General features: G+C 51.7%; 20 protein-coding genes and 1 tRNA gene. 9 read left to right on the top strand and 12 right to left on the bottom strand.

All coding sequences use genetic code 11. The annotated features are described in order from the left end of the window. The first annotated feature begins 92 nt into the window (after nt 1-92). Nucleotides 93-863, top strand: a complete 771-nt coding sequence (locus tag FCS97_RS13630; protein WP_138518980.1) for a M48 family metalloprotease — start codon at nt 93-95, stop codon at nt 861-863. Between the two features lie 10 nt (nt 864-873). On the opposite strand, the gene FCS97_RS13635 is transcribed toward FCS97_RS13630, so the two are convergent. Together FCS97_RS13635 and FCS97_RS13640 are read right to left on the bottom strand one after the other, a co-directional pair. Further along, nucleotides 874-2,394, bottom strand: coding sequence for a fumarate hydratase (locus tag FCS97_RS13635; protein WP_138518981.1), 1,521 nt, complete (start codon nt 2,392-2,394; stop codon nt 874-876). A 34-nt stretch (nt 2,395-2,428) separates the two neighbouring features. Then, nucleotides 2,429-2,968 carry a TIGR00645 family protein gene (locus tag FCS97_RS13640; protein WP_138518982.1) on the bottom strand — a complete coding sequence of 180 codons (540 nt, stop codon included), beginning with the start codon at nt 2,966-2,968 and terminating at the stop codon, nt 2,429-2,431. A 202-nt stretch (nt 2,969-3,170) separates the two neighbouring features. On the opposite strand from FCS97_RS13640, the gene acs reads away from it, so the two are divergent. From acs to FCS97_RS13665, 5 genes are all read left to right on the top strand, one after another. Beyond that, entirely contained in the window at nt 3,171-5,153 is a 1,983-nt protein-coding gene (gene acs, locus FCS97_RS13645) for an acetate--CoA ligase (RefSeq protein ID WP_138518983.1), read from the top strand. Nucleotides 5,154-5,239: 86 nt separating this feature from the next. Next, nucleotides 5,240-7,294, top strand: a complete 2,055-nt coding sequence (locus FCS97_RS13650) for a VC_2705 family sodium/solute symporter (RefSeq protein WP_138518984.1) — start codon at nt 5,240-5,242, stop codon at nt 7,292-7,294. A 60-nt stretch (nt 7,295-7,354) separates the two neighbouring features. Then, nucleotides 7,355-7,445 (top strand) — tRNA-Ser (locus tag FCS97_RS13655). Nucleotides 7,446-7,720: 275 nt separating this feature from the next. Next, nucleotides 7,721-8,695 (top strand): hypothetical protein, encoded by a 975-nt coding sequence (locus FCS97_RS13660; RefSeq protein WP_138518985.1) that lies wholly within the window; start codon nt 7,721-7,723, stop codon nt 8,693-8,695. A 68-nt stretch (nt 8,696-8,763) separates the two neighbouring features. Beyond that, entirely contained in the window at nt 8,764-9,195 is a 432-nt protein-coding gene (locus FCS97_RS13665) for a hypothetical protein (RefSeq protein WP_138518986.1), read from the top strand. Nucleotides 9,196-9,220: 25 nt separating this feature from the next. Here FCS97_RS13665 and FCS97_RS13670 read toward each other — a convergent pair whose 3' ends face one another. Together FCS97_RS13670 and FCS97_RS13675 are read right to left on the bottom strand one after the other, a co-directional pair. Next, nucleotides 9,221-10,258 (bottom strand): tyrosine-type recombinase/integrase, encoded by a 1,038-nt coding sequence (locus FCS97_RS13670; RefSeq protein WP_138518987.1) that lies wholly within the window; start codon nt 10,256-10,258, stop codon nt 9,221-9,223. Between the two features lies 1 nt (nt 10,259). Continuing rightward, entirely contained in the window at nt 10,260-10,472 is a 213-nt protein-coding gene (locus FCS97_RS13675; RefSeq protein WP_138518988.1) for a DUF4224 domain-containing protein, read from the bottom strand. Nucleotides 10,473-10,528: 56 nt separating this feature from the next. Between FCS97_RS13675 and FCS97_RS13680 the strand changes: the two genes are divergently transcribed. Next, nucleotides 10,529-11,113: a hypothetical protein gene (locus FCS97_RS13680; protein ID WP_138518989.1), complete on the top strand. Its 585-nt coding sequence runs from the start codon at nt 10,529-10,531 to the stop codon at nt 11,111-11,113. Nucleotides 11,114-11,133: 20 nt separating this feature from the next. Here FCS97_RS13680 and FCS97_RS13685 read toward each other — a convergent pair whose 3' ends face one another. After that, the gene (locus FCS97_RS13685) at nt 11,134-12,975 is read right to left on the bottom strand and encodes a DNA cytosine methyltransferase (RefSeq protein WP_138518990.1); all 1,842 of its coding nucleotides are present in this window, start codon (nt 12,973-12,975) and stop codon (nt 11,134-11,136) included. A gap of 82 nt (nt 12,976-13,057) precedes the next feature. Between FCS97_RS13685 and FCS97_RS13690 the strand changes: the two genes are divergently transcribed. Continuing rightward, on the top strand, nt 13,058-13,228 hold the full coding sequence (locus FCS97_RS13690; protein ID WP_138518991.1) for a DUF3606 domain-containing protein: 171 nt from the start codon (nt 13,058-13,060) through the stop codon (nt 13,226-13,228). 18 nt (nt 13,229-13,246) lie between these two features. Here FCS97_RS13690 and FCS97_RS13695 read toward each other — a convergent pair whose 3' ends face one another. From FCS97_RS13695 to FCS97_RS13725, 7 genes are all read right to left on the bottom strand, one after another. Continuing rightward, nucleotides 13,247-13,507, bottom strand: a complete 261-nt coding sequence (locus tag FCS97_RS13695; protein WP_138518992.1) for a hypothetical protein — start codon at nt 13,505-13,507, stop codon at nt 13,247-13,249. After that, nucleotides 13,504-14,232: a DNA translocase FtsK gene (locus FCS97_RS13700; protein ID WP_138518993.1), complete on the bottom strand. Its 729-nt coding sequence runs from the start codon at nt 14,230-14,232 to the stop codon at nt 13,504-13,506. The genes FCS97_RS13695 and FCS97_RS13700 overlap by 4 nt, the downstream gene beginning before the upstream one ends. A 24-nt stretch (nt 14,233-14,256) precedes the next feature. Next, nucleotides 14,257-14,778: a hypothetical protein gene (locus FCS97_RS13705; RefSeq protein ID WP_138518994.1), complete on the bottom strand. Its 522-nt coding sequence runs from the start codon at nt 14,776-14,778 to the stop codon at nt 14,257-14,259. Further along, nucleotides 14,756-15,052 (bottom strand): hypothetical protein, encoded by a 297-nt coding sequence (locus FCS97_RS13710; protein ID WP_138518995.1) that lies wholly within the window; start codon nt 15,050-15,052, stop codon nt 14,756-14,758. The genes FCS97_RS13705 and FCS97_RS13710 overlap by 23 nt, the downstream gene beginning before the upstream one ends. Next, nucleotides 15,052-15,333, bottom strand: a complete 282-nt coding sequence (locus tag FCS97_RS13715) for a hypothetical protein (RefSeq protein ID WP_138518996.1) — start codon at nt 15,331-15,333, stop codon at nt 15,052-15,054. The genes FCS97_RS13710 and FCS97_RS13715 overlap by 1 nt, the downstream gene beginning before the upstream one ends. After that, nucleotides 15,323-15,568, bottom strand: coding sequence for a hypothetical protein (locus FCS97_RS13720; protein WP_138518997.1), 246 nt, complete (start codon nt 15,566-15,568; stop codon nt 15,323-15,325). Before FCS97_RS13720 ends, FCS97_RS13715 begins: the two co-directional genes overlap by 11 nt. Nucleotides 15,569-15,773: 205 nt before the next feature. After that, entirely contained in the window at nt 15,774-15,992 is a 219-nt protein-coding gene (locus FCS97_RS13725) for a hypothetical protein (RefSeq protein WP_138518998.1), read from the bottom strand. On the opposite strand from FCS97_RS13725, the gene FCS97_RS13730 reads away from it, so the two are divergent. After that, the gene (locus FCS97_RS13730; RefSeq protein ID WP_246066363.1) at nt 15,991-16,623 is read left to right on the top strand and encodes a DUF4145 domain-containing protein; all 633 of its coding nucleotides are present in this window, start codon (nt 15,991-15,993) and stop codon (nt 16,621-16,623) included. The genes FCS97_RS13725 and FCS97_RS13730 overlap by 2 nt on opposite strands. Nucleotides 16,624-16,733: the final 110 nt, after the last annotated feature.

Consider the following 16,733-nt stretch of genomic DNA (forward strand, 5'->3'; position numbering starts at 1 on the left):
AGCCCGTAAAATCGGGCTTGTTTCAGTTTTGTGCTGTGTTTTAAAACATGTTTTAATGGTTTGTCACTGGCCGTTTCAGGGAGGGCTACTGAATGGCAAATCATTCGCTGGAAGTGCTCAAGCTCAGCGTGTTGTTCGACAACCATTTTTTCGATGGTGCACCCACGCAAGTCCATTTCATTGAAAACAGCACCATGGTTGGCACCTGGATTGATGAACAGGGCGCTGCGAATTTAACCATCGGGCTTGATCGAATCCAATTCATGAACAGTGATCAACTGGCTTTTCTGATTGCGCATGAATACGGCCACCTGGTGTTGAAACACCCTCAAAAAACCCTTGAAATTCAGCAGCAGTATGGCGTGAATTCGACGTTTGACGAGTTCATGTTGTCGTTTGACATGAAGCGCGACTATTCCAAGCTGATGCGTGAAATGGAGTTGGAGGCTGATTTGTTGGGCGCCCAGCTGGTGTTGGGGCTGGGGCATGACCCTGTGGCCGGGGCTTCGTTTTTGCTAAGTGAAACCAAGAGTATTCAGCACCCTGAAGGTACTTTGCGAGTTGCAAAAATAAAGTCTGGAAAAGAGTCGATTCAAGCCGAAGATTTCTCGGGCACTTTCGGTGATTTGGCCACGCAGTTAAGCGATGCCGAGGTATTGGCAGCCTTGGTGCCTAGCTACACCCAGCCAATTGATTCAATTGATTCTACAGTGAAAGCGGCAGTAGAAAGCTGGCCAGCCTCTGACACAGAAGGTGGCTATGCGGGCGATACCCTGCACGGATTCGAAGTTTCGGTGTTGTTGACTGTTGCGGTGCTGGTCTGCGCCTTGCCAAGGTGGTGGCGCAAGACCAGCGGTACTTAGGTTTGCAGGCTTAGGCCACACTGACCGGAATTTTTCCGATCTTGGCTTGCCATTCTTTGGGGCCGGTGTTGTGCACGGAAATACCGGTGCTGTCCACGGCAACGGTCACTGGCATGTCCTTGATCTCGAACTCGTAAATGGCCTCCATGCCCAGGTCTTCGAAACCCACCACCTTCGCATTGGTAATCGCCTTCGAAACCAGGTAAGCAGCACCACCCACGGCCATCAGATACGCTGATTTGTTGTCGCGAATCGCTTCAATGGCGACTGGGCCACGCTCTGCCTTGCCGATCATGGCAATCAAGCCTGTTTTTTCCAGCATCATGCGGGTGAATTTGTCCATGCGGGTAGCCGTGGTGGGGCCAGCCGGGCCCACGGCTTCGTCGCGCACGGGGTCGACCGGGCCCACGTAATAAATCACGCGGTTGGTGAAATCCACAGGCAGTTTTTCACCTTTTTGCAGCATGTCAGCAATGCGCTTGTGGGCGGCATCGCGCCCGGTCAGCATTTTGCCGTTCAGCAGCAGGGTTTGACCAGGCTTCCAGCTTGCAACTTCCTCGGGCGTAAGCGTGTCCAGATTCACACGTTTGCTTTTTTCGGTATCGGCTGTCCAGCTGACTTGTGGCCAGTCTGCCAAGTTGGGCACTTCCAGCTTGGCGGGGCCGTCACCATGCAAATGGAAATGCACGTGACGTGTGGCCGCACAGTTCGGAATCATTGCAATTGGCAATGATGCGGCGTGGGTTGGGTAATCCAGAATTTTCACATCCAGCACAGTGGTCAGGCCGCCCAGGCCTTGCGCGCCAATGCCCAAGGAGTTCACTTTGTCGTACAGCTCCAGGCGCAGTTCTTCGATGCGGTTGCTGGGGCCACGTTCAAGCAATTCATGAATATCGCAGGGGGCCATCAGGCTTTCCTTGGCCAGCAACATTGCCTTTTCGGGCGTACCGCCAATACCAATGCCCAAAATACCGGGTGGGCACCAGCCAGCGCCCATGGTGGGCACGGTTTTCAATACCCAGTCCACAATCGAATCGGAGGGGTTGAGCATCACCATTTTGGATTTGTTCTCGGAACCACCACCTTTGGCTGCGCAAATCACTTCAACATCGTCGCCAGGCACAATTTCATAGTGAATCACAGCCGGGGTGTTGTCTTTGCTGTTTTTGCGCGCGCCGGCGGGGTCAAGCAACACAGAGGCACGCAGCTTGTTGTCAGGGTGCAGGTAAGCGCGGCGTACGCCTTCATTGACCATGTCGGTCACGCTCATGGTGGATTCCCAGCGCACGTTCATGCCCACTTTCAAGAAAACCACAGAAATTCCAGTGTCCTGGCAAATTGGGCGTTTGCCTTCCGCACACATGCGGCTGTTGGTCAAAATTTGAGCAATCGCGTCTTTGGCAGCAGCACTTTCCTCGCGTTCATACGCCTTGCCCAAGGCCTGAATGTAATCAAGCGGGTGGTAATAGGAAATGTACTGGAAGGCATCAGCGATTGAACTGATGAAGTCTTCTTGCTTGATGGTGGTCATGAACTGCTCCTGATCGGTTGGTGTGCTTGTCTGTTTATTTTAGATGGCTTTTGGGATGTGCTGATTCATTCAGCAGCTTATCGCAGTACGCAATTGCCACAGCAGACAGCAGGAAAATGACGTGAATCGAGGCTTGGGCAATGATGGTTTTTTCGTCGTACTGCTCAGCGTTGATAAACGTTTTCAGCAGGTGGATGGACGAAATCCCGATAATTGCCATGGCCAGTTTTACTTTTAACACCGACGCGTTGACGTGGTCCAGCCACTCGGGTTGATCGGGATGGTTTTCCAGGTGCATTCGGCTTATAAATGTCTCATAGCCACCCACGATTACCATGATCAGCAGGTTGGAAATCATGACCACGTCGATCAGCCCAAGCACGATCAGCATGATGCCGGCTTCCGACAAGGTGTGTTCGATCGCGCCGCCGACCAGGTGCCACAGTTCAATCAGGAAGTGGTACACATAAACGGCTTGCGCAACGATCAGGCCCAAATACAGGGGTAGTTGCAGCCAGCGGCTCATGAAAATGAGACGCGCCAAAGGAGGGGGAAGTTTTTTGTGTTGTTCCATTTTGTGACAAGTGTGCAGTGCAACAATGGTTGATCGGATGATGGCGCAAACTATAGCAGAACCAAGTCAGGCTGGCGCTACTCCCACCAAGCTGGAACGCGAATTGCTGTGGTGCGCCATGGTGTAAGGTGAGAGTAAGAGCTTTTGCCTATTGTTTATGCAAATAAATTAATAGAAAACTAAGTAACCCTTGGAGGACAGGATGTCATCGATCGAATCAGTGTCACACGAAACGCGTGTGTTTGAGCCCAGTGCAGACTGGCAGCGCAGTGCTGCAATTGGCGGCATGGATGCTTACAAGGCCTTGTGCAAGGAAGCTGAAACGGATTTCGAAGGTTTCTGGGCACGTTTGGCCAAAGAGAACCTGCAGTTTGCCAAAGCCTACAGCCAGGTTTTGGATGAATCCAACCCCCCGTTTTACAAATGGTTCACGGGCGGCGAGCTGAACGTGTCGGCCAACTGCCTGGACAAGAATGTGGATGCTGGCTTGGGCGACAAGGTTGCGCTGATTTTCGAAGCCGACGGCGGTGAAGTGACCAAGGTGACTTACAAGGAACTGTTGGGCAAGGTAAGCCGCATTGCCAATGGCCTGAAAAGCCTGGGTGTGAAAAAAGGCGACCGCGTGGTCATTTACATGCCCATGAGTGTGGAAGGCGTTGCAGCCATGCAGGCTTGCGCGCGCATTGGCGCCACGCATTCTGTGGTGTTTGGTGGCTTCTCAGCCAAAGCCTTGCAAGACCGTATCGTGGACACCGGCGCAGTGGCCGTATTCACCGCCGACCAGCAAGTGCGTGGTGGCAAGCAGTTGCCGCTGAAGGCGATTGTGGATGAGGCGCTGAGCCTGGGCGGCTGCGAGGCCGTGAAAAATGTGATTGTGTACAAGCGCACCGGTGCCGATGTGGGCATGCAAGCTGGCCGCGATGTGTATTTGCATGAACTGGCTGACAAGCAAAGTGATGTGTGCGCCCCTGAAATGGTGGATTCCGAACACCCACTGTTCATCCTTTACACTTCAGGTTCGACAGGCAAGCCCAAGGGCGTGCAGCACAGCTCGGCAGGTTATCTGCTGTGGGCCATGTTGACCATGAAATGGACCTTCGACATCAAGCCCAATGATGTGTTCTGGTGTACGGCGGACATTGGATGGATTACCGGCCACACCTACATTACCTATGGCCCATTGGCAGTAGGCGCGACACAAATTGTGTTTGAGGGTGTGCCCACTTATCCCAACGCTGGCCGTTTCTGGGAAATGATTCAGCGCCACAGCGCCACCATTTTCTACACCGCACCCACAGCGATTCGTTCATTGATCAAGGCCTCTGAGGCGGACGAGAAAGTTCATCCCAAGAGCTATGACCTGTCGAGCCTGCGCTTGATGGGTTCGGTGGGCGAGCCCATCAACCCGGAAGCCTGGATGTGGTACTACAAGAATGTGGGTGGCGAGAAGTGCCCAATCGTAGACACCTTCTGGCAAACAGAAACAGGTGGCCACATGATTACGCCGCTGCCCGGCGCAACACCATTGGTGCCTGGCTCATGCACCTTGCCTTTGCCTGGCATTATGGCTGCGGTGGTGGATGAAGTGGGTGGCGACCTGCCCAATGGACAGGGTGGTATTTTGGTGGTGAAGCGCCCATGGCCTTCCATGATCCGCACCATTTGGGGCGACCCCGAGCGTTTCAAGAAAAGCTACTTCCCGGAAGAATTGGGTGGCAAGCTTTACCTGGCTGGCGACGGTGCAGTGCGAGACAAGACAAGTGGCAACTTCACCATCATGGGCCGTATCGATGATGTGTTGAACGTGTCGGGACACCGCATGGGTACCATGGAAATTGAAAGCTCCCTGGTGGCCAATGAACTGGTGGCCGAGGCTGCTGTGGTGGGCCGCCCAGACGATGTGACCGGTGAAGCGATTGTGGCTTTTGTGGTGTTGAAGGGCGACCGCCCCACTGGCGAAGCAGGGCAGAAACTTGCCATGGACTTGCGCAACTGGGTGGGCAAGGACATTGGCCCGATTGCCAAGCCCAAGGAAATTCGCTTCGGTGACAATTTGCCGAAAACCCGTTCAGGCAAAATTATGCGCCGCTTGCTGCGCAGCCTGGCCAAGGGCGAGCAAATTACGCAAGACACTTCAACCCTGGAGAACCCGGCTATTCTGGATCAATTGGGCAAACCGCTTTAATTGAACCGGCCTCTTCTTCGAACCAGTTCCACTTCGGTGGACTGGTTTTTTTCGTTTGAAAGCATCGAGACAACTGGAGTGCACTTATGAGTTTCACGCTCAGCCTGACCCGGTTTTTCTCGGTGCTTACTTTCGGCTTTCTGGTGTGCATTGCCGGTGCGGCCATCATGGAAGACTATGGCATTGGCCGCCAGTGGATCGGTTATTTCTTCATCTTCGTCACGCTGGGTGCTTATGCCGTAATTGGCTTGCTCAGCCGCACCTCGGACATGCATGAGTATTTTGTGGCCTCGCGAACGGTGCCTGCGGTGTACAACGGCATGGCCACAGCCGCCGACTGGATGAGCGCAGCTTCCTTTCTTGGCGTTGCAGGCACGCTGTTTTACAGCGGGTTTGAAGCACTAGCGCTGTTGGTGGGTTGGACCGGCGGTTTTGTTTTGATCGCCTTGCTGATTGCGCCTTACCTGCGCAAGTTCGCGTTTTTCTCGGTGGGCGATTTTCTGGCGGCGCGTTATGCGGGGGCTGACAAGGGCAGAACAGTTCGGTTGATTTGCGTGCTGGTCACAGTCAGTATTTCTTTCGTGTATGTGATTGCGCAAATTTATGCAGTGGGTTTGATCACATCGCGTTTTGCGGGCGTTGAATTTGGCATTGGCGTGTTCTTCGGGCTTGCAGGTATCTTGGTGTGCTCGTTTTTGGGCGGTATGCGTGCGGTAACCTGGACTGCGGTTGCGCAATACATTGTCATGATTGTGGCCATGATGGTCAGCGTGGTGGCCTTGATCGGTTTTACGGGCAAAGGCAGCAGTGAACGGTTTGTGGATGGCGGGCCCACCAGCTTTCCTGAATATGTGCGTGCGCAGGAGCGCAAGTTTTTTGCAGACCCTGCTGAGGCAGAAGTTCGCAGTGTTTATCTGCGGGAGGCAGACCGCTATCAGTTGTTGATTGATACCCTGCCGTCGTCTTGGGCAGAAGGGTATGAAGCGCGTCGCAAGAATCTGGAATTGGCCCGATACGATGGCTCGACTTTTCAGGAAATCAAGGCGGCTGAGCGGGTGCTGACCAGTTACCCCAAAGACCCTCAGGACGCCAAGCGAAAATGGAGTCAGGAAAAGCAACGTTACCTGGACAAGGTCAAAGCCAGCGTGCCGCATTTTGGCTCGGTGAAAGATGATTCAGGTTTGTCGAATTCACGGGCCTTGGTCAGTTTTCTGGCGGTGGCTTTCACTTTGATGTGCGGAACCGTGGCGTTGCCACACATCATTATGCGGTTTTACACCACGCCGAATGCATCCCAAACCCGTTGGTCGGTGGTGTTTGCCTTGGGCTGTATTTTGGTGATTTATTTGGCCTCGCCGTGGCTGAGCGTGATTGCCAAAGTGGTGGTGTATGAAAACCTGGTGGGCCTGAGTTACAACGAAATTCCGAACTGGATTGCTGCGTGGTCAAGGGTTACACCCGGCTTGGCTACCTTGCAGGATGTGAATCAGGACGGGGTAGTGCAATTCGCTGAAATTGGCTTGAGCCCCGATATTTTGGTGCTGATTACGCCTGAAATTGCAGGCATGCCGTTCTTCCTTTCCGGCTTGATTGCAGCCGGTGGCCTGGCTGCTGCACTGTCGACCGCTGACGGCCTGTTGCTGGCGATTGCGGGCAGTCTCTCGCACGACCTGTACTACCGTGTGCTAGACCCGGAAGCCACGGCACAACGCCGTGTGACCATGTCGAAAATCGCGCTGCTGAGCGCCGCTTTGATGGCTGCCTGGATTACCAGCTTGCAACCCGGCAATATTGTGGTGCTGGTGGGCTCTGCATTTGCTTTGGCGGCTTCAAGCCTGTTTGTGCCCCTGGTAGCAGGTATTTTCTGGAGCGGTGCCACACGCCGTGGTGCCTTGTGGGCCATGGGCACCGGCTTCGTCAGTTCAAGCCTTTGTTTGGCGCTGACCAATTCATCGTTCATGGCCCTGTTTAACCTTGATGCGGTGCAAATTGGTGGTTTAAGCGGTGTGGCCAGTGGGGTGTTTACCATTCCCCTAAGTGCGCTGGCCATGGTTGTGGCTTCTTTGGCGGGTGGTCGCAAGGATGAAGCGCCCGGTGTAATGCGTGTGCTCCGCTTGCCTGAATCGGAAGGAAAAGTGTAAAGCGCAGAGAATGCACTGGATACCCAGGGTGATTCTTTGCTATACTCTCGCGCTTACCGCGGAGAGATGGATGAGTGGTTTAAGTCGCACGCCTGGAAAGCGTGTATAGGTTAATAGCCTATCGGGGGTTCGAATCCCCCTCTCTCCGCCACAGTATCCATGCGGGTTTCAAGGCAGTTTCAGAAATCCAATTTCCTATAAGTGCAATTCTTTCCTATTCAAATTGCTATTTCGCAGGTTTTTTGCCTCGACTCTTAGTACAAATATCCTTTCTCTGATGCAACTCTCAAGTTCAATCAGACACCATTGGCTGCCTAAAGTAATTGTTTGGTTCCCCCCAATTTGAGTCCCTGTCCGCGCGTTGACAGATGATGATTATGTGTAGATCATCGGGCAAGCTTAAATCGTTCGGGATGTAAATAATAAATGTCTAACAGCACTTCAAAAAAAACTGTTTTGTATCGTCGCGCAGAGTTTTCAGCACCGCAGAAGACAACCTTGCAAGATATGTTGACCAGAGGTTTGTCGAGTAAGTTACTGGTTGAGGATCGAATGCAGGCTGACGGTCCAAGTGCTTCATCATTTAGGTTGATTTCTTATAAAGGAGCTAAAAACAAAGCGCTCATCGCTCGCTTGAACTTCGTAGATGACGAGGCGGTTCCTGCGGTTTTAGATAAGAATCCTAAAGCGCAAACGCTAACACTGGAGGCAATGTCTGTGCCCACAGGTAAGCAATTAGCTGTGGGGAGTCTTTATTTTGTGGTGGTTGATAATCACGTGGCGATTGTGCAAGGCTTGGGTTTGAGGGCTGCCGCCTTAGAAGATCACCTGGCTTGGTTTCTAAGGGACTGTTGTTCGTTAATTCCAAAGACAGTCGGTTTTGCTTTAATCGACGAGCCGCAAAAAGCAACCAAAGAAAAAATTCGCAAAAGTCACGTAAAAAGTATTCAGATTGGAAAGCCCTTGCTTGAGGAAACGCAAATAGCCAATCCAGATCCTCAAAAGACAAATTCATTAACAAAATTTATTCCTTCAGGTCCTATGATCAGCATGATCAAGGATATCGCTGGAAGTGCATTTAAAGATTTACAACTCGAAAATAGTATCCTCGATGGGAACCTAGAGGTTTGGATTGAAATTAGATATCCTAAAAGAACTAGGTCGCAGGAACTGGATGCAATTAAACTACTGGACAATCTGGCCTTGTCGCTTAGGGATTTGGAGGGGGACGAGGCTAGGCTTACTTTGACTGATGGAAGTATTGTCAGGGGTCATGAGTTGAAGCTGAGTTCTGTTCTTAATGTGCAGATGTCTGGGAAACTTGTTGTAGAAAGTTTGCTTTTTGATCAGATGCACGATTGGTTAGCTGAGTTGGCTAAGAATGGGGCAATTACTGGATGATTCAGGTTTTTCTGGGCGCTTTTCTAGTGATGATCGTAACTGGGGTATTCCACCTCTCTGGAAAGTATATGCCTGATATCTTTGACGGTGAAACACTTTCTTTTTTGCTTTTGATAGTTGCGGCTATGTGGGCAGGTGCCATTTTTTTAATTAAAGAAATGGATGGCATTGAGGATCTTGAGGGTCTAAGTTCTAGAGAGCAGTTACGAGCAAGGGTGTTAATGAACTCCCTTCGGCCAAAAGTCATTGTGATGGGTTTGATTGCCTTATTGTTTGGAATCATTTTTTACATCACCTATAGCCAGGCATTCAAGGCCCTTGTAAGCGACGACTTTTTGCCATATCTGCCAGCTCTGTGTGGTTTTATATATTCAATCTTAGTTTTTCTTAGTTTGAAATTATTAAGCTGGGTTTTGCAAATTCGAGCTTTTGCGCGAGTTGTAAAACAAAGAAACAAAGACAAAGCAAATCATCAAAGCACTATCGGGAGTTTTATTTAATAAGAAAAAGATTGTCTTTTGGTTATTATTTCGCAGGTTTTATCACCGCGACTTTGCGCCTGTAGTGCTTCCTCGTAACCGCTGTTGTTGAGTGCCCCAAAAGCTGGGCAGCACGCTCATCAGACTCAGCATCGCTACCCACCTTGCCCCTCAAATCATGCTCGGTGAAGTGTTCCACCACCGTCTCTTCCTCGTTCACCCGCGCAATAAAATCTTTCCACAAGCTATCAAAGGCACCAGTACGGCCAACCTCGTTCACCATGCACAGCCCGCGCCTGGTACAAAACAAGTACTTGCTCAATGCTGGCCGGGCCTGCAATGCCTCATCAACAGCCTCGCGCAGCAGCGGGGTCCATTCAAACAGAATACCTTTGCCGTTTTTGTGAGTCGGGCTGAACAAGCCATCATCGCGAATGTCGCTCATTGAAAGGCGCAGCATGTCGGCCTTGCGCAAGCCTGTGAGCAACTTCAGCTTAATGTACGCCTTGCACATTTTTGTGCCGTAGTGGCTGCTGTCTTCGTGGGCCAATAGGGCCAGAATTTCTTCATCGGTTACATAGCGGTCGCGCTTGGATACGCCCACCTTAAGCTTCACATCCTTCAATGGATGCATGCGAATGTCCCCCCAGCCAATTGCGTACTGCAGGGCTGATTTCAATATCGCAATTTCATGCTTGCCCGATACCTTGGCAGTTCGCTTGTCCAGGTACTGGTAGCAGTTGATTGGCTCAAGATCGCTGATCAGCATGTCGCCAAACACCTTGCGGATTCTTGTTAAGTAGTGTTGCTGTGATCGCTGCGTAGTCTTTGCCAAGCCAGGCATCACCCGAATCAAGTACTTGTCCAGCAGCTGCGCAACGGTCTGGATGCTGCCGTTTGACTGGCCAACTTTCAGCGCAAATGTTCGGTGCGCCTCTTCAAGGCTGTTGCCGAGTTTGAATTCCGTTTTGTGATCCCAGTGATGCTCCGCACCCTTGGGCACCTGGTAGTAGTAGGCCTTGCCTTTCATGCGCCAACGGCTGGGCAGGCCACGGTTTTCAATATTGCGCTTTCTGGGTGCCATGTCAGTTCACCAATTCAAGTCGAGGGCTGGTCTTGCGTTTCTCGCGGCTGGCGGGGTCGCAACCCAACACAGCTTCCACGTGGGCGCTGCCCACGATCAGTTTGCCACGCCCGTTGACCTTGTAGGTTATTCCCATTTGTCGCAGTTGCTTTGCTTGTGAGCTCGGGTTCTTCCGGCCAGTCAGTGTTTCCACTTCTTCTTCAGTCAGGAACATCTTGTCCTCCTGATGGTGTTTAATTTGTTGTCGTGTATTAAACAAAAAAGGAAATCATGGAAAATGGATCGGATTGGGCAACGGTAGTTCAAGCCGCAGCGAGTGTAATTGCACTGGCTTTGGCTGTGTTCATGCCTAGAATTCAAAAAGCTGCGGATCGGCGTGAAAACGGCCTTGCCATAGTGCGAATTTTTAAACTCTCTATTAGGGAAATTCATACTCACGTGATCGCTATGGGCGATGTTTTGTCGCGTCGTCAAGCTTTCAGAATGGCCTATGGAGTAAATCAACAAACTGAGTCGGCGGAAATAATATTGAAGGAGGTTGAGCATGTAGTCGAATCTCAGATTAGACTCTTGAGCTCCGTAGGAGCGACAGACTTGCCAGTGCCTGGTATGGCCGTGATGGGGACAGCTCTTCAAAGAAGTTTCATCATGCTTAAGAGCGCCGTTGGGCAAGCTATCGAAGAAGAGCAGGGTTATGAATTTGTATTTAAGATCTACCTGCAACAGCGTAAGATGTTTCACGATGTGATCGTGGAATGCGACCGAGCTTTGGATAAAATCGAAAAAGACCTGAGACCAAATCCGATGCTTGCGAGAGTCAATCAATTTTTTTCTCGAATTGGCTCTCTTAACTAGCGCTGATTTTAATGAAAAGTTCACGCTGCAATCTCCTTTCTCATTTCCACATAGTTGGCCCGCACTAACGCCTCGGCCAGTGGTGGGCAAACGCTGTTGCCGCATCGGGCGACCTGAGCGGTTTTGGTGAATATCTTTCCTTTGCCATCGTGCTCAATCACGTAATCCAAAGGAAAACCTTGTGCTGTAAACAGTTCGCGAGGGGTCAGCATGCGCAAGCCGATGTCGACGATGGCGTACAGTTCACCGCGCACTGTTACAAGGGCAAATCGATCCTTTGTTGTGATGGTGTGTAAGGGTTGGCAAAGCTCGGGGTCTTGGTCGGTGCCGTAGTATTTGATCAAAAACGCTCGCACCTCGGCATGGTGGGTGCCTTGGGCGCTGATCGTGTGGAGAGGTTCATCGGCCCCGCTGCCCACGTTGTCGCCACGCAGCTTCACCATATGGCTGGTGACAAGGCCAGCGGTCGCGCCGCTTGCAGTCACTGTGTTCAATGGTTTGCCAACGCCACGAACCCCATGACTAAATCGTTTTCCGCCTTTTTTACCTTCGCCGTGGCCAAGGTGAACTAAATTGACTGCCACAACGCCTTGCGTGATCGCCGTACCTGGTCGGGCCTGCTCGCCACCTGCCGTAATGGTGTGCATTGGGCTATAGCATTCAAACCCTACGCTGCCGGTGTTGAACTTGGTCATGAATGCGGTGATAAGACTGTGATGGTCTACGCCGGTAACCGTGCCCAAAGGGTCATTCAAATCGCTACCAACTACGCCTGTGTAGTGCTTGGCTATAAACGCACCGACCAGCGCATGCTTGCCTCCACTGGCCACTATTGTGCCCAATGGTTTATCCAAACCCGGTACGCGGGGCGACTGGCCTTCTCTCTCGCCATATCCAACCTGAATTAATGTCGGGGCTGCTACGGCAAAGCCGGGCGATGATGTAACCGTGCGTAGTGGTTCATTGAGAGTCCAAGCGTTTTTTCCCCGACCGGTAGTTTTCGAATTGGCAGTGTTCACAATGAACGGTTCGGTGCTGTTCACCACGTACCGCATAATTCCTTTCGCAATACGCCTGCATGTGGCATCGGCCAGTGGCTTCTTTCGTTCAAAGATTGAAGGGCAGGGCACTGACCAATCAATGCACTCAGCCGCTGTGCGCCATGGTTCCAGTTTGCCTGCCTTCACTTCGGGGCTTGCGGCGTCACCATGGGTGGGCTGTGGCCACACAATTGGCATGCCATCGCATCGGGCAATCAGAAACAGGCGTTTGCGAATGGTGGGTGTGCCGTAGTCGCATGCACGCAGTTCTTTCCATTCCGCCTGGTAGCCGTAGCTTTTGAGCATCTTTACAAAGTTTTTGAAGGTGCGGCCTTTGCGCTTTGGGCATGGGTAGAAGTCACCTTCGGGGCTGGGTGACAGTGGCCCCCAGTCTTGGAATTCCTCAACGTTCTCCAGCATGACAATCCGAGGTTTTACCGTGGCCACCCAGCGCCGAACCACCCAAGCCAGCCCACGGATGTTCTTTTCAACAGGCTTACCACCACGTGCTTTGCTGTGGTGTTTGCAGTCTGGCGAAAACCACGCAAGCCCAACTGGTCGCCCCTGACAAACTTCAAGCGGGTCTACATCCCACACCGATTCACAGAAGTGTCTGGTGTGAGGGTGGTTCACCTCGTGCATGCGCACCGCATCGATGTCATGGTTGATCGCAATATCCACCTGCCGACCAGTAGCCATTTCAATGCCCATGCTGGCACCGCCACCACCTGCAAAGTTGTCGATGATTAGTTCATCGAAATTGAATGGGACTTGCGGGTTGCTGCGATACAAAGTGTGCTTTTGCAGTGAAATACTACGCATAAAACCTCACGCGCTGGTTGACGCCCAAAAACAGTCCCGTCATGATTAAATCTCGTGTTTTCAGAATTGAAAGGGTGTTTTGATGGCCGATGATCCAAAAAAGAAGAAGCAGGATTCCAAGCTGGTTTCCAAGCAAAAACATGAAATTGACTACGTTGCTAAAAAGCTCAAAGTCAGTGTTGACGCTGTAAAAAAGGCCCAAAAGGAAGCCGGCCCCTCCAGAAAGGCAGTGGAGAAAAAGCTGAAAAAGTAGCTTCACAATTGAGCTCATTCAAATCGCCTGGTGTTTCGCAAATTGCCTTGCGTCTTCAAGCAGCGACTTCACACGCTGCTTGCGTTCGTCACTCAGTACCTCGGTGATTGCATCCAGCACACGAGCTTTTACAAGCAGTTCCATAAGAACTTGATCGCGGTGTTCGCAGCAGGCAGCCCATGCTTCAGTGGCTGTTTCCGCAAAGCCAGATTTGGGTAGAGCACCACTGCGTTTAATAAAGTCATCCAATGCAGCTTGGTCTTTCCGGTCCAGCATCATGTCGCCTCCGCACCCACCAGTTGCCTAAACCCGCGCTCATCAGGCGCGGTCACCACGCCATTCATCTGCATGAAATCGAGCAGTGTTTTGGCCTTTTCTGAACCAATGCCCAGCTGCTTTTGCAGGAAGTTCACTGAGGGCCGTTCTTCAGCGATAACCGCAGCAACAGCTTGGTCGTAAAGCTCGGTCAGTTCCTCGGGCATGGCTTCGTCTTCAAGGTCTGTGTCAGGCAAGCCACTGGCACCTTCAGCACCATCCGCACAATCGGCTGCCCCTTCCATTCCTTCACCGTCCGAGTTCGGTTTGTATTCATGGCCAAGGTCAAGCCCACGCTGATCGTCTTGGCCTTTAATGTCGAAGATGCCTTTCAGTTCTTCACCAGCATTGGCAACCACCAAAGCCACAGCTTCGCCCTGGCATTCAAAAAGGCGAGAAAGGCCGGGGCAGTTTTTGCCGATCACTACGCCTGCGCGAACACCGCTCTTGATTGTGATTTGCTCTAAGGTGCCGATCACATGCACGCGGTCGCGGGCAGCAATCAGCTCGACAGCCTGTTTCACATGTTCCTGCACGCCTGCGCGGATTGCATCGAGCGTGTCATCCTGTTGGTGCTTGCTCATTTGTGCCCAAGGCTTTTTCAGATCTTGTGCATGTTGAATAAACAGCTTCATCAGGGATGTGCCCACCGTGTCGATGGTCATTTCTTTCAATTCTTGCTTTTCCAATTTGGGCCTCGCGTACAGTGGGTTTTAAATGTGAGCTTCGTCGGCTCGGGCACCGGCCCGAATGGCTTGCTCTGGTTTCAGGCGTTTAAACTCAAGGTCAATCAGCTCGGTGTTCACCAGCGACTTCACCTGGTACACATCCATGTTTCGGTAGGCCGTGCGGCACTGGTCGATCAGGCTGCGGCACAGGTCCACATGCGCTTCGTTCACTGGCATGCCAGCGTCCAGCTTGTTACACAGCTTCAACACAGGGGTCAGGTCAATCTCAAGTTGGTAGTGCGCGGTAATCCGCTCAAACGCTGAAACAAAACCGCGCACAGCTGGCGTGGCTTCGTACAGGTCGCCTTCCATGTCGCTGAACACGGGTGCACCAGCTTTGGTGCAATACACAAAGCCTGTAATCAACTGGCGAAGAAACCTGTCGATGGGTGCAAACACCTGTTCAACTTCGTGCAGCATGGGGCGGTTGATCTTGGCCCAGTTGCGCCGTGGCTTCATTTCCATGCGCTTGGCGCGTGCGGCTTCACGCCTCATTTGTCTGTTCATTGAATGCTCCCAATTTGCGCTTGCGGGCCCAGCCTGCGTAGCGCTTGAAAAGAATCATGCTGGTCCAAATTCCAAATGGCCCGCCCAGCAAATAGGCCGCAATTTCAAGGCCCGATGCATCGGGCGCAAGCTTGAACAACACCAGGTTGCTGGCACCAATCACCAGCGAATTTGCAAAGGCCATGAAGGGGTGCCCGTTGTTAACGAACTGGCTTTGCAGGCCCAAGGCCAACACCAGTACGAAGGTTGAAACGAAAAGCAATGCGGCATTCATCAGGCGGCTCGCAACTCTGCACTAGAACATTCGATTCGATCCCGCAATTCCCGAATCTCATTCAAGCGGCGGTCCACCAAATTCAATGCATCATCAATGTTGAAACCGGCCACGCCACTTGCCGCACGTTTGCACAGCGCCATTCGGTAGCGGTTCAGCAGCGTCTCGATGGTGTTCACATCAACATTGCCCTCGACAATTGCGTGCGAGCCCAAGCCGTTGATGAAATTCGTTTCGTCGCGCTGGCTCCAGGCCGATTCGCTTTTCTTTTCAGATCCCATGGATTTCCCCTTTGCGGTGTAGTGGTTTCACGTTGCTTGGCACCGGGCCAATGTATTTGTCGTTCGCATGCGCGCGCTCAAAGTTGATCAACAGCAGCTTCACAGGCATGTCGATCACTTTCACGCCCGCCTTCAATTCGCTTTGCGGTTTCCATCCGAACTTGCGCCAAGTGGCTTGCACATCGGTGTGCTGTGGGTTTGTGTATCCGCTGACTGTGATTGAAGGGGTTCGCATGGTTTCTCCTCATCAAGATTCGATTTCACAAACACAGCAAACCCACCCCACACCAGCATCACAATGGCCAGTGCAAAACTAAGTTCGCGGTCAAGGCTGCGCAGGTTTTGTTCGCGCTCAAGGCGGCCAGGGCAGGTGTCGCTTTGATTACAGTTTTGGTTGCAGGGTGGGCACTTTGGGTGGGGCAATGGCTTTTTGGGCTTGATCATGACTCACCCGCTATCGGTTTGACCTTATTGCGCTGGTGCTCAAGACTTACCATCGCTGCTAGTGCGGCAACAAATTCAAGTCGATGTTCATCTGTGAGTGCTTGGTAGTACCGTAATAAATATTCTGGCCCATGCCCAAAATTGAGGGCTTGGCGAATGGTCTTATCTTGGGCTACGATCAAACGCCCTGTGTCAACACGAGAGACTTCAAACATGGCCGCCACCTTTCAACATGACTGCCCGCATTGCAAAACCCGTAGCTGCCTTTTCATGGCAACTGCTTGTTCTAAGAATGAAAGGTTCACAGATAAAATTCACGTTGATGCGATCTTTAGATGTGCCAACTGTGGTGGTCAGATTTTTGTTTCTTACTCCACTACACACGCTAACTACGAGAATGTGCATTTCATTCCGGGCGCGATTTATCTTGATCCTCTGGTGAAAATTAGGGGGGTTTTGCCACAAGTGAATCCGGTTGATGTTCCTGAGCACATCCCTGATCGAGTGGCTGAACTTTTCAAAGAAGCTGAAGACAATCGCGCTGATAAAAGACTCGAGTCTGCATCGGCCAGTTACCGTAAGGCCCTTGAGTTGGCTCTCAAGGTGCACACTCCTGACGTAGAGGCTTTCAAGCTTGAAAAGAGAATCGATAAGCTTTTTTCGCAAGGCAAAATTACTGAGTCTTTGAAAGACTGGGCCCACGATGTTCGTTTGATTGGCAACGATGGTTTGCATGACCTTGAAAAGCCCGAGGTTCATGAAGTCGAGCAAATGGCGCTGCTGACCAAGTACCTCTTGATTTATCTCTACACGCTTCCTGAAAAGGTTCGGATTTCCAGACAATAGGGCAGCATCATTCATTTGCTCAGTCTCACTGTCTGCACTTTCCCCTCTACCTGGGCATTCTCTTGCCCAGCCCAGTAGCCAATGGCAAAGCCCATTACCAAAACGTAAAA

Origin of the sequence: Limnobacter alexandrii (assembly GCF_005871185.1) — a bacterium.
In the GTDB taxonomy this organism is placed as follows: domain Bacteria; phylum Pseudomonadota; class Gammaproteobacteria; order Burkholderiales; family Burkholderiaceae_B; genus Limnobacter; species Limnobacter alexandrii.

Excerpts from the sequence above, each read along its gene's own strand:
- FCS97_RS13725 (WP_138518998.1), bottom strand. The coding sequence starts at position 15,992 with ATGTTTGAAGTCTCTCGTGTTGACACAGGGCGTTTGATCGTAGCCCAA.
- FCS97_RS13650 (WP_138518984.1), top strand. The coding sequence starts at position 5,240 with ATGAGTTTCACGCTCAGCCTGACCCGGTTTTTCTCGGTGCTTACTTTC.
- FCS97_RS13710 (WP_138518995.1), bottom strand. The coding sequence starts at position 15,052 with ATGAATGCCGCATTGCTTTTCGTTTCAACCTTCGTACTGGTGTTGGCC.
- FCS97_RS13630 (WP_138518980.1), top strand. The coding sequence starts at position 93 with ATGGCAAATCATTCGCTGGAAGTGCTCAAGCTCAGCGTGTTGTTCGAC.
- FCS97_RS13635 (WP_138518981.1), bottom strand. The coding sequence starts at position 2,394 with ATGACCACCATCAAGCAAGAAGACTTCATCAGTTCAATCGCTGATGCC.
- FCS97_RS13720 (WP_138518997.1), bottom strand. The coding sequence starts at position 15,568 with ATGCGAACCCCTTCAATCACAGTCAGCGGATACACAAACCCACAGCAC.
- FCS97_RS13660 (WP_138518985.1), top strand. The coding sequence starts at position 7,721 with ATGTCTAACAGCACTTCAAAAAAAACTGTTTTGTATCGTCGCGCAGAG.
- FCS97_RS13730 (WP_246066363.1), top strand. The coding sequence starts at position 15,991 with ATGGCCGCCACCTTTCAACATGACTGCCCGCATTGCAAAACCCGTAGC.
- FCS97_RS13670 (WP_138518987.1), bottom strand. The coding sequence starts at position 10,258 with ATGGCACCCAGAAAGCGCAATATTGAAAACCGTGGCCTGCCCAGCCGT.
- FCS97_RS13690 (WP_138518991.1), top strand. The coding sequence starts at position 13,058 with ATGGCCGATGATCCAAAAAAGAAGAAGCAGGATTCCAAGCTGGTTTCC.
- FCS97_RS13715 (WP_138518996.1), bottom strand. The coding sequence starts at position 15,333 with ATGGGATCTGAAAAGAAAAGCGAATCGGCCTGGAGCCAGCGCGACGAA.
- FCS97_RS13675 (WP_138518988.1), bottom strand. The coding sequence starts at position 10,472 with ATGTTCCTGACTGAAGAAGAAGTGGAAACACTGACTGGCCGGAAGAAC.
- acs (WP_138518983.1), top strand. The coding sequence starts at position 3,171 with ATGTCATCGATCGAATCAGTGTCACACGAAACGCGTGTGTTTGAGCCC.
- FCS97_RS13695 (WP_138518992.1), bottom strand. The coding sequence starts at position 13,507 with ATGATGCTGGACCGGAAAGACCAAGCTGCATTGGATGACTTTATTAAA.
- FCS97_RS13665 (WP_138518986.1), top strand. The coding sequence starts at position 8,764 with ATGCCTGATATCTTTGACGGTGAAACACTTTCTTTTTTGCTTTTGATA.
- FCS97_RS13705 (WP_138518994.1), bottom strand. The coding sequence starts at position 14,778 with ATGAACAGACAAATGAGGCGTGAAGCCGCACGCGCCAAGCGCATGGAA.
- FCS97_RS13640 (WP_138518982.1), bottom strand. The coding sequence starts at position 2,968 with ATGGAACAACACAAAAAACTTCCCCCTCCTTTGGCGCGTCTCATTTTC.
- FCS97_RS13685 (WP_138518990.1), bottom strand. The coding sequence starts at position 12,975 with ATGCGTAGTATTTCACTGCAAAAGCACACTTTGTATCGCAGCAACCCG.
- FCS97_RS13680 (WP_138518989.1), top strand. The coding sequence starts at position 10,529 with ATGGAAAATGGATCGGATTGGGCAACGGTAGTTCAAGCCGCAGCGAGT.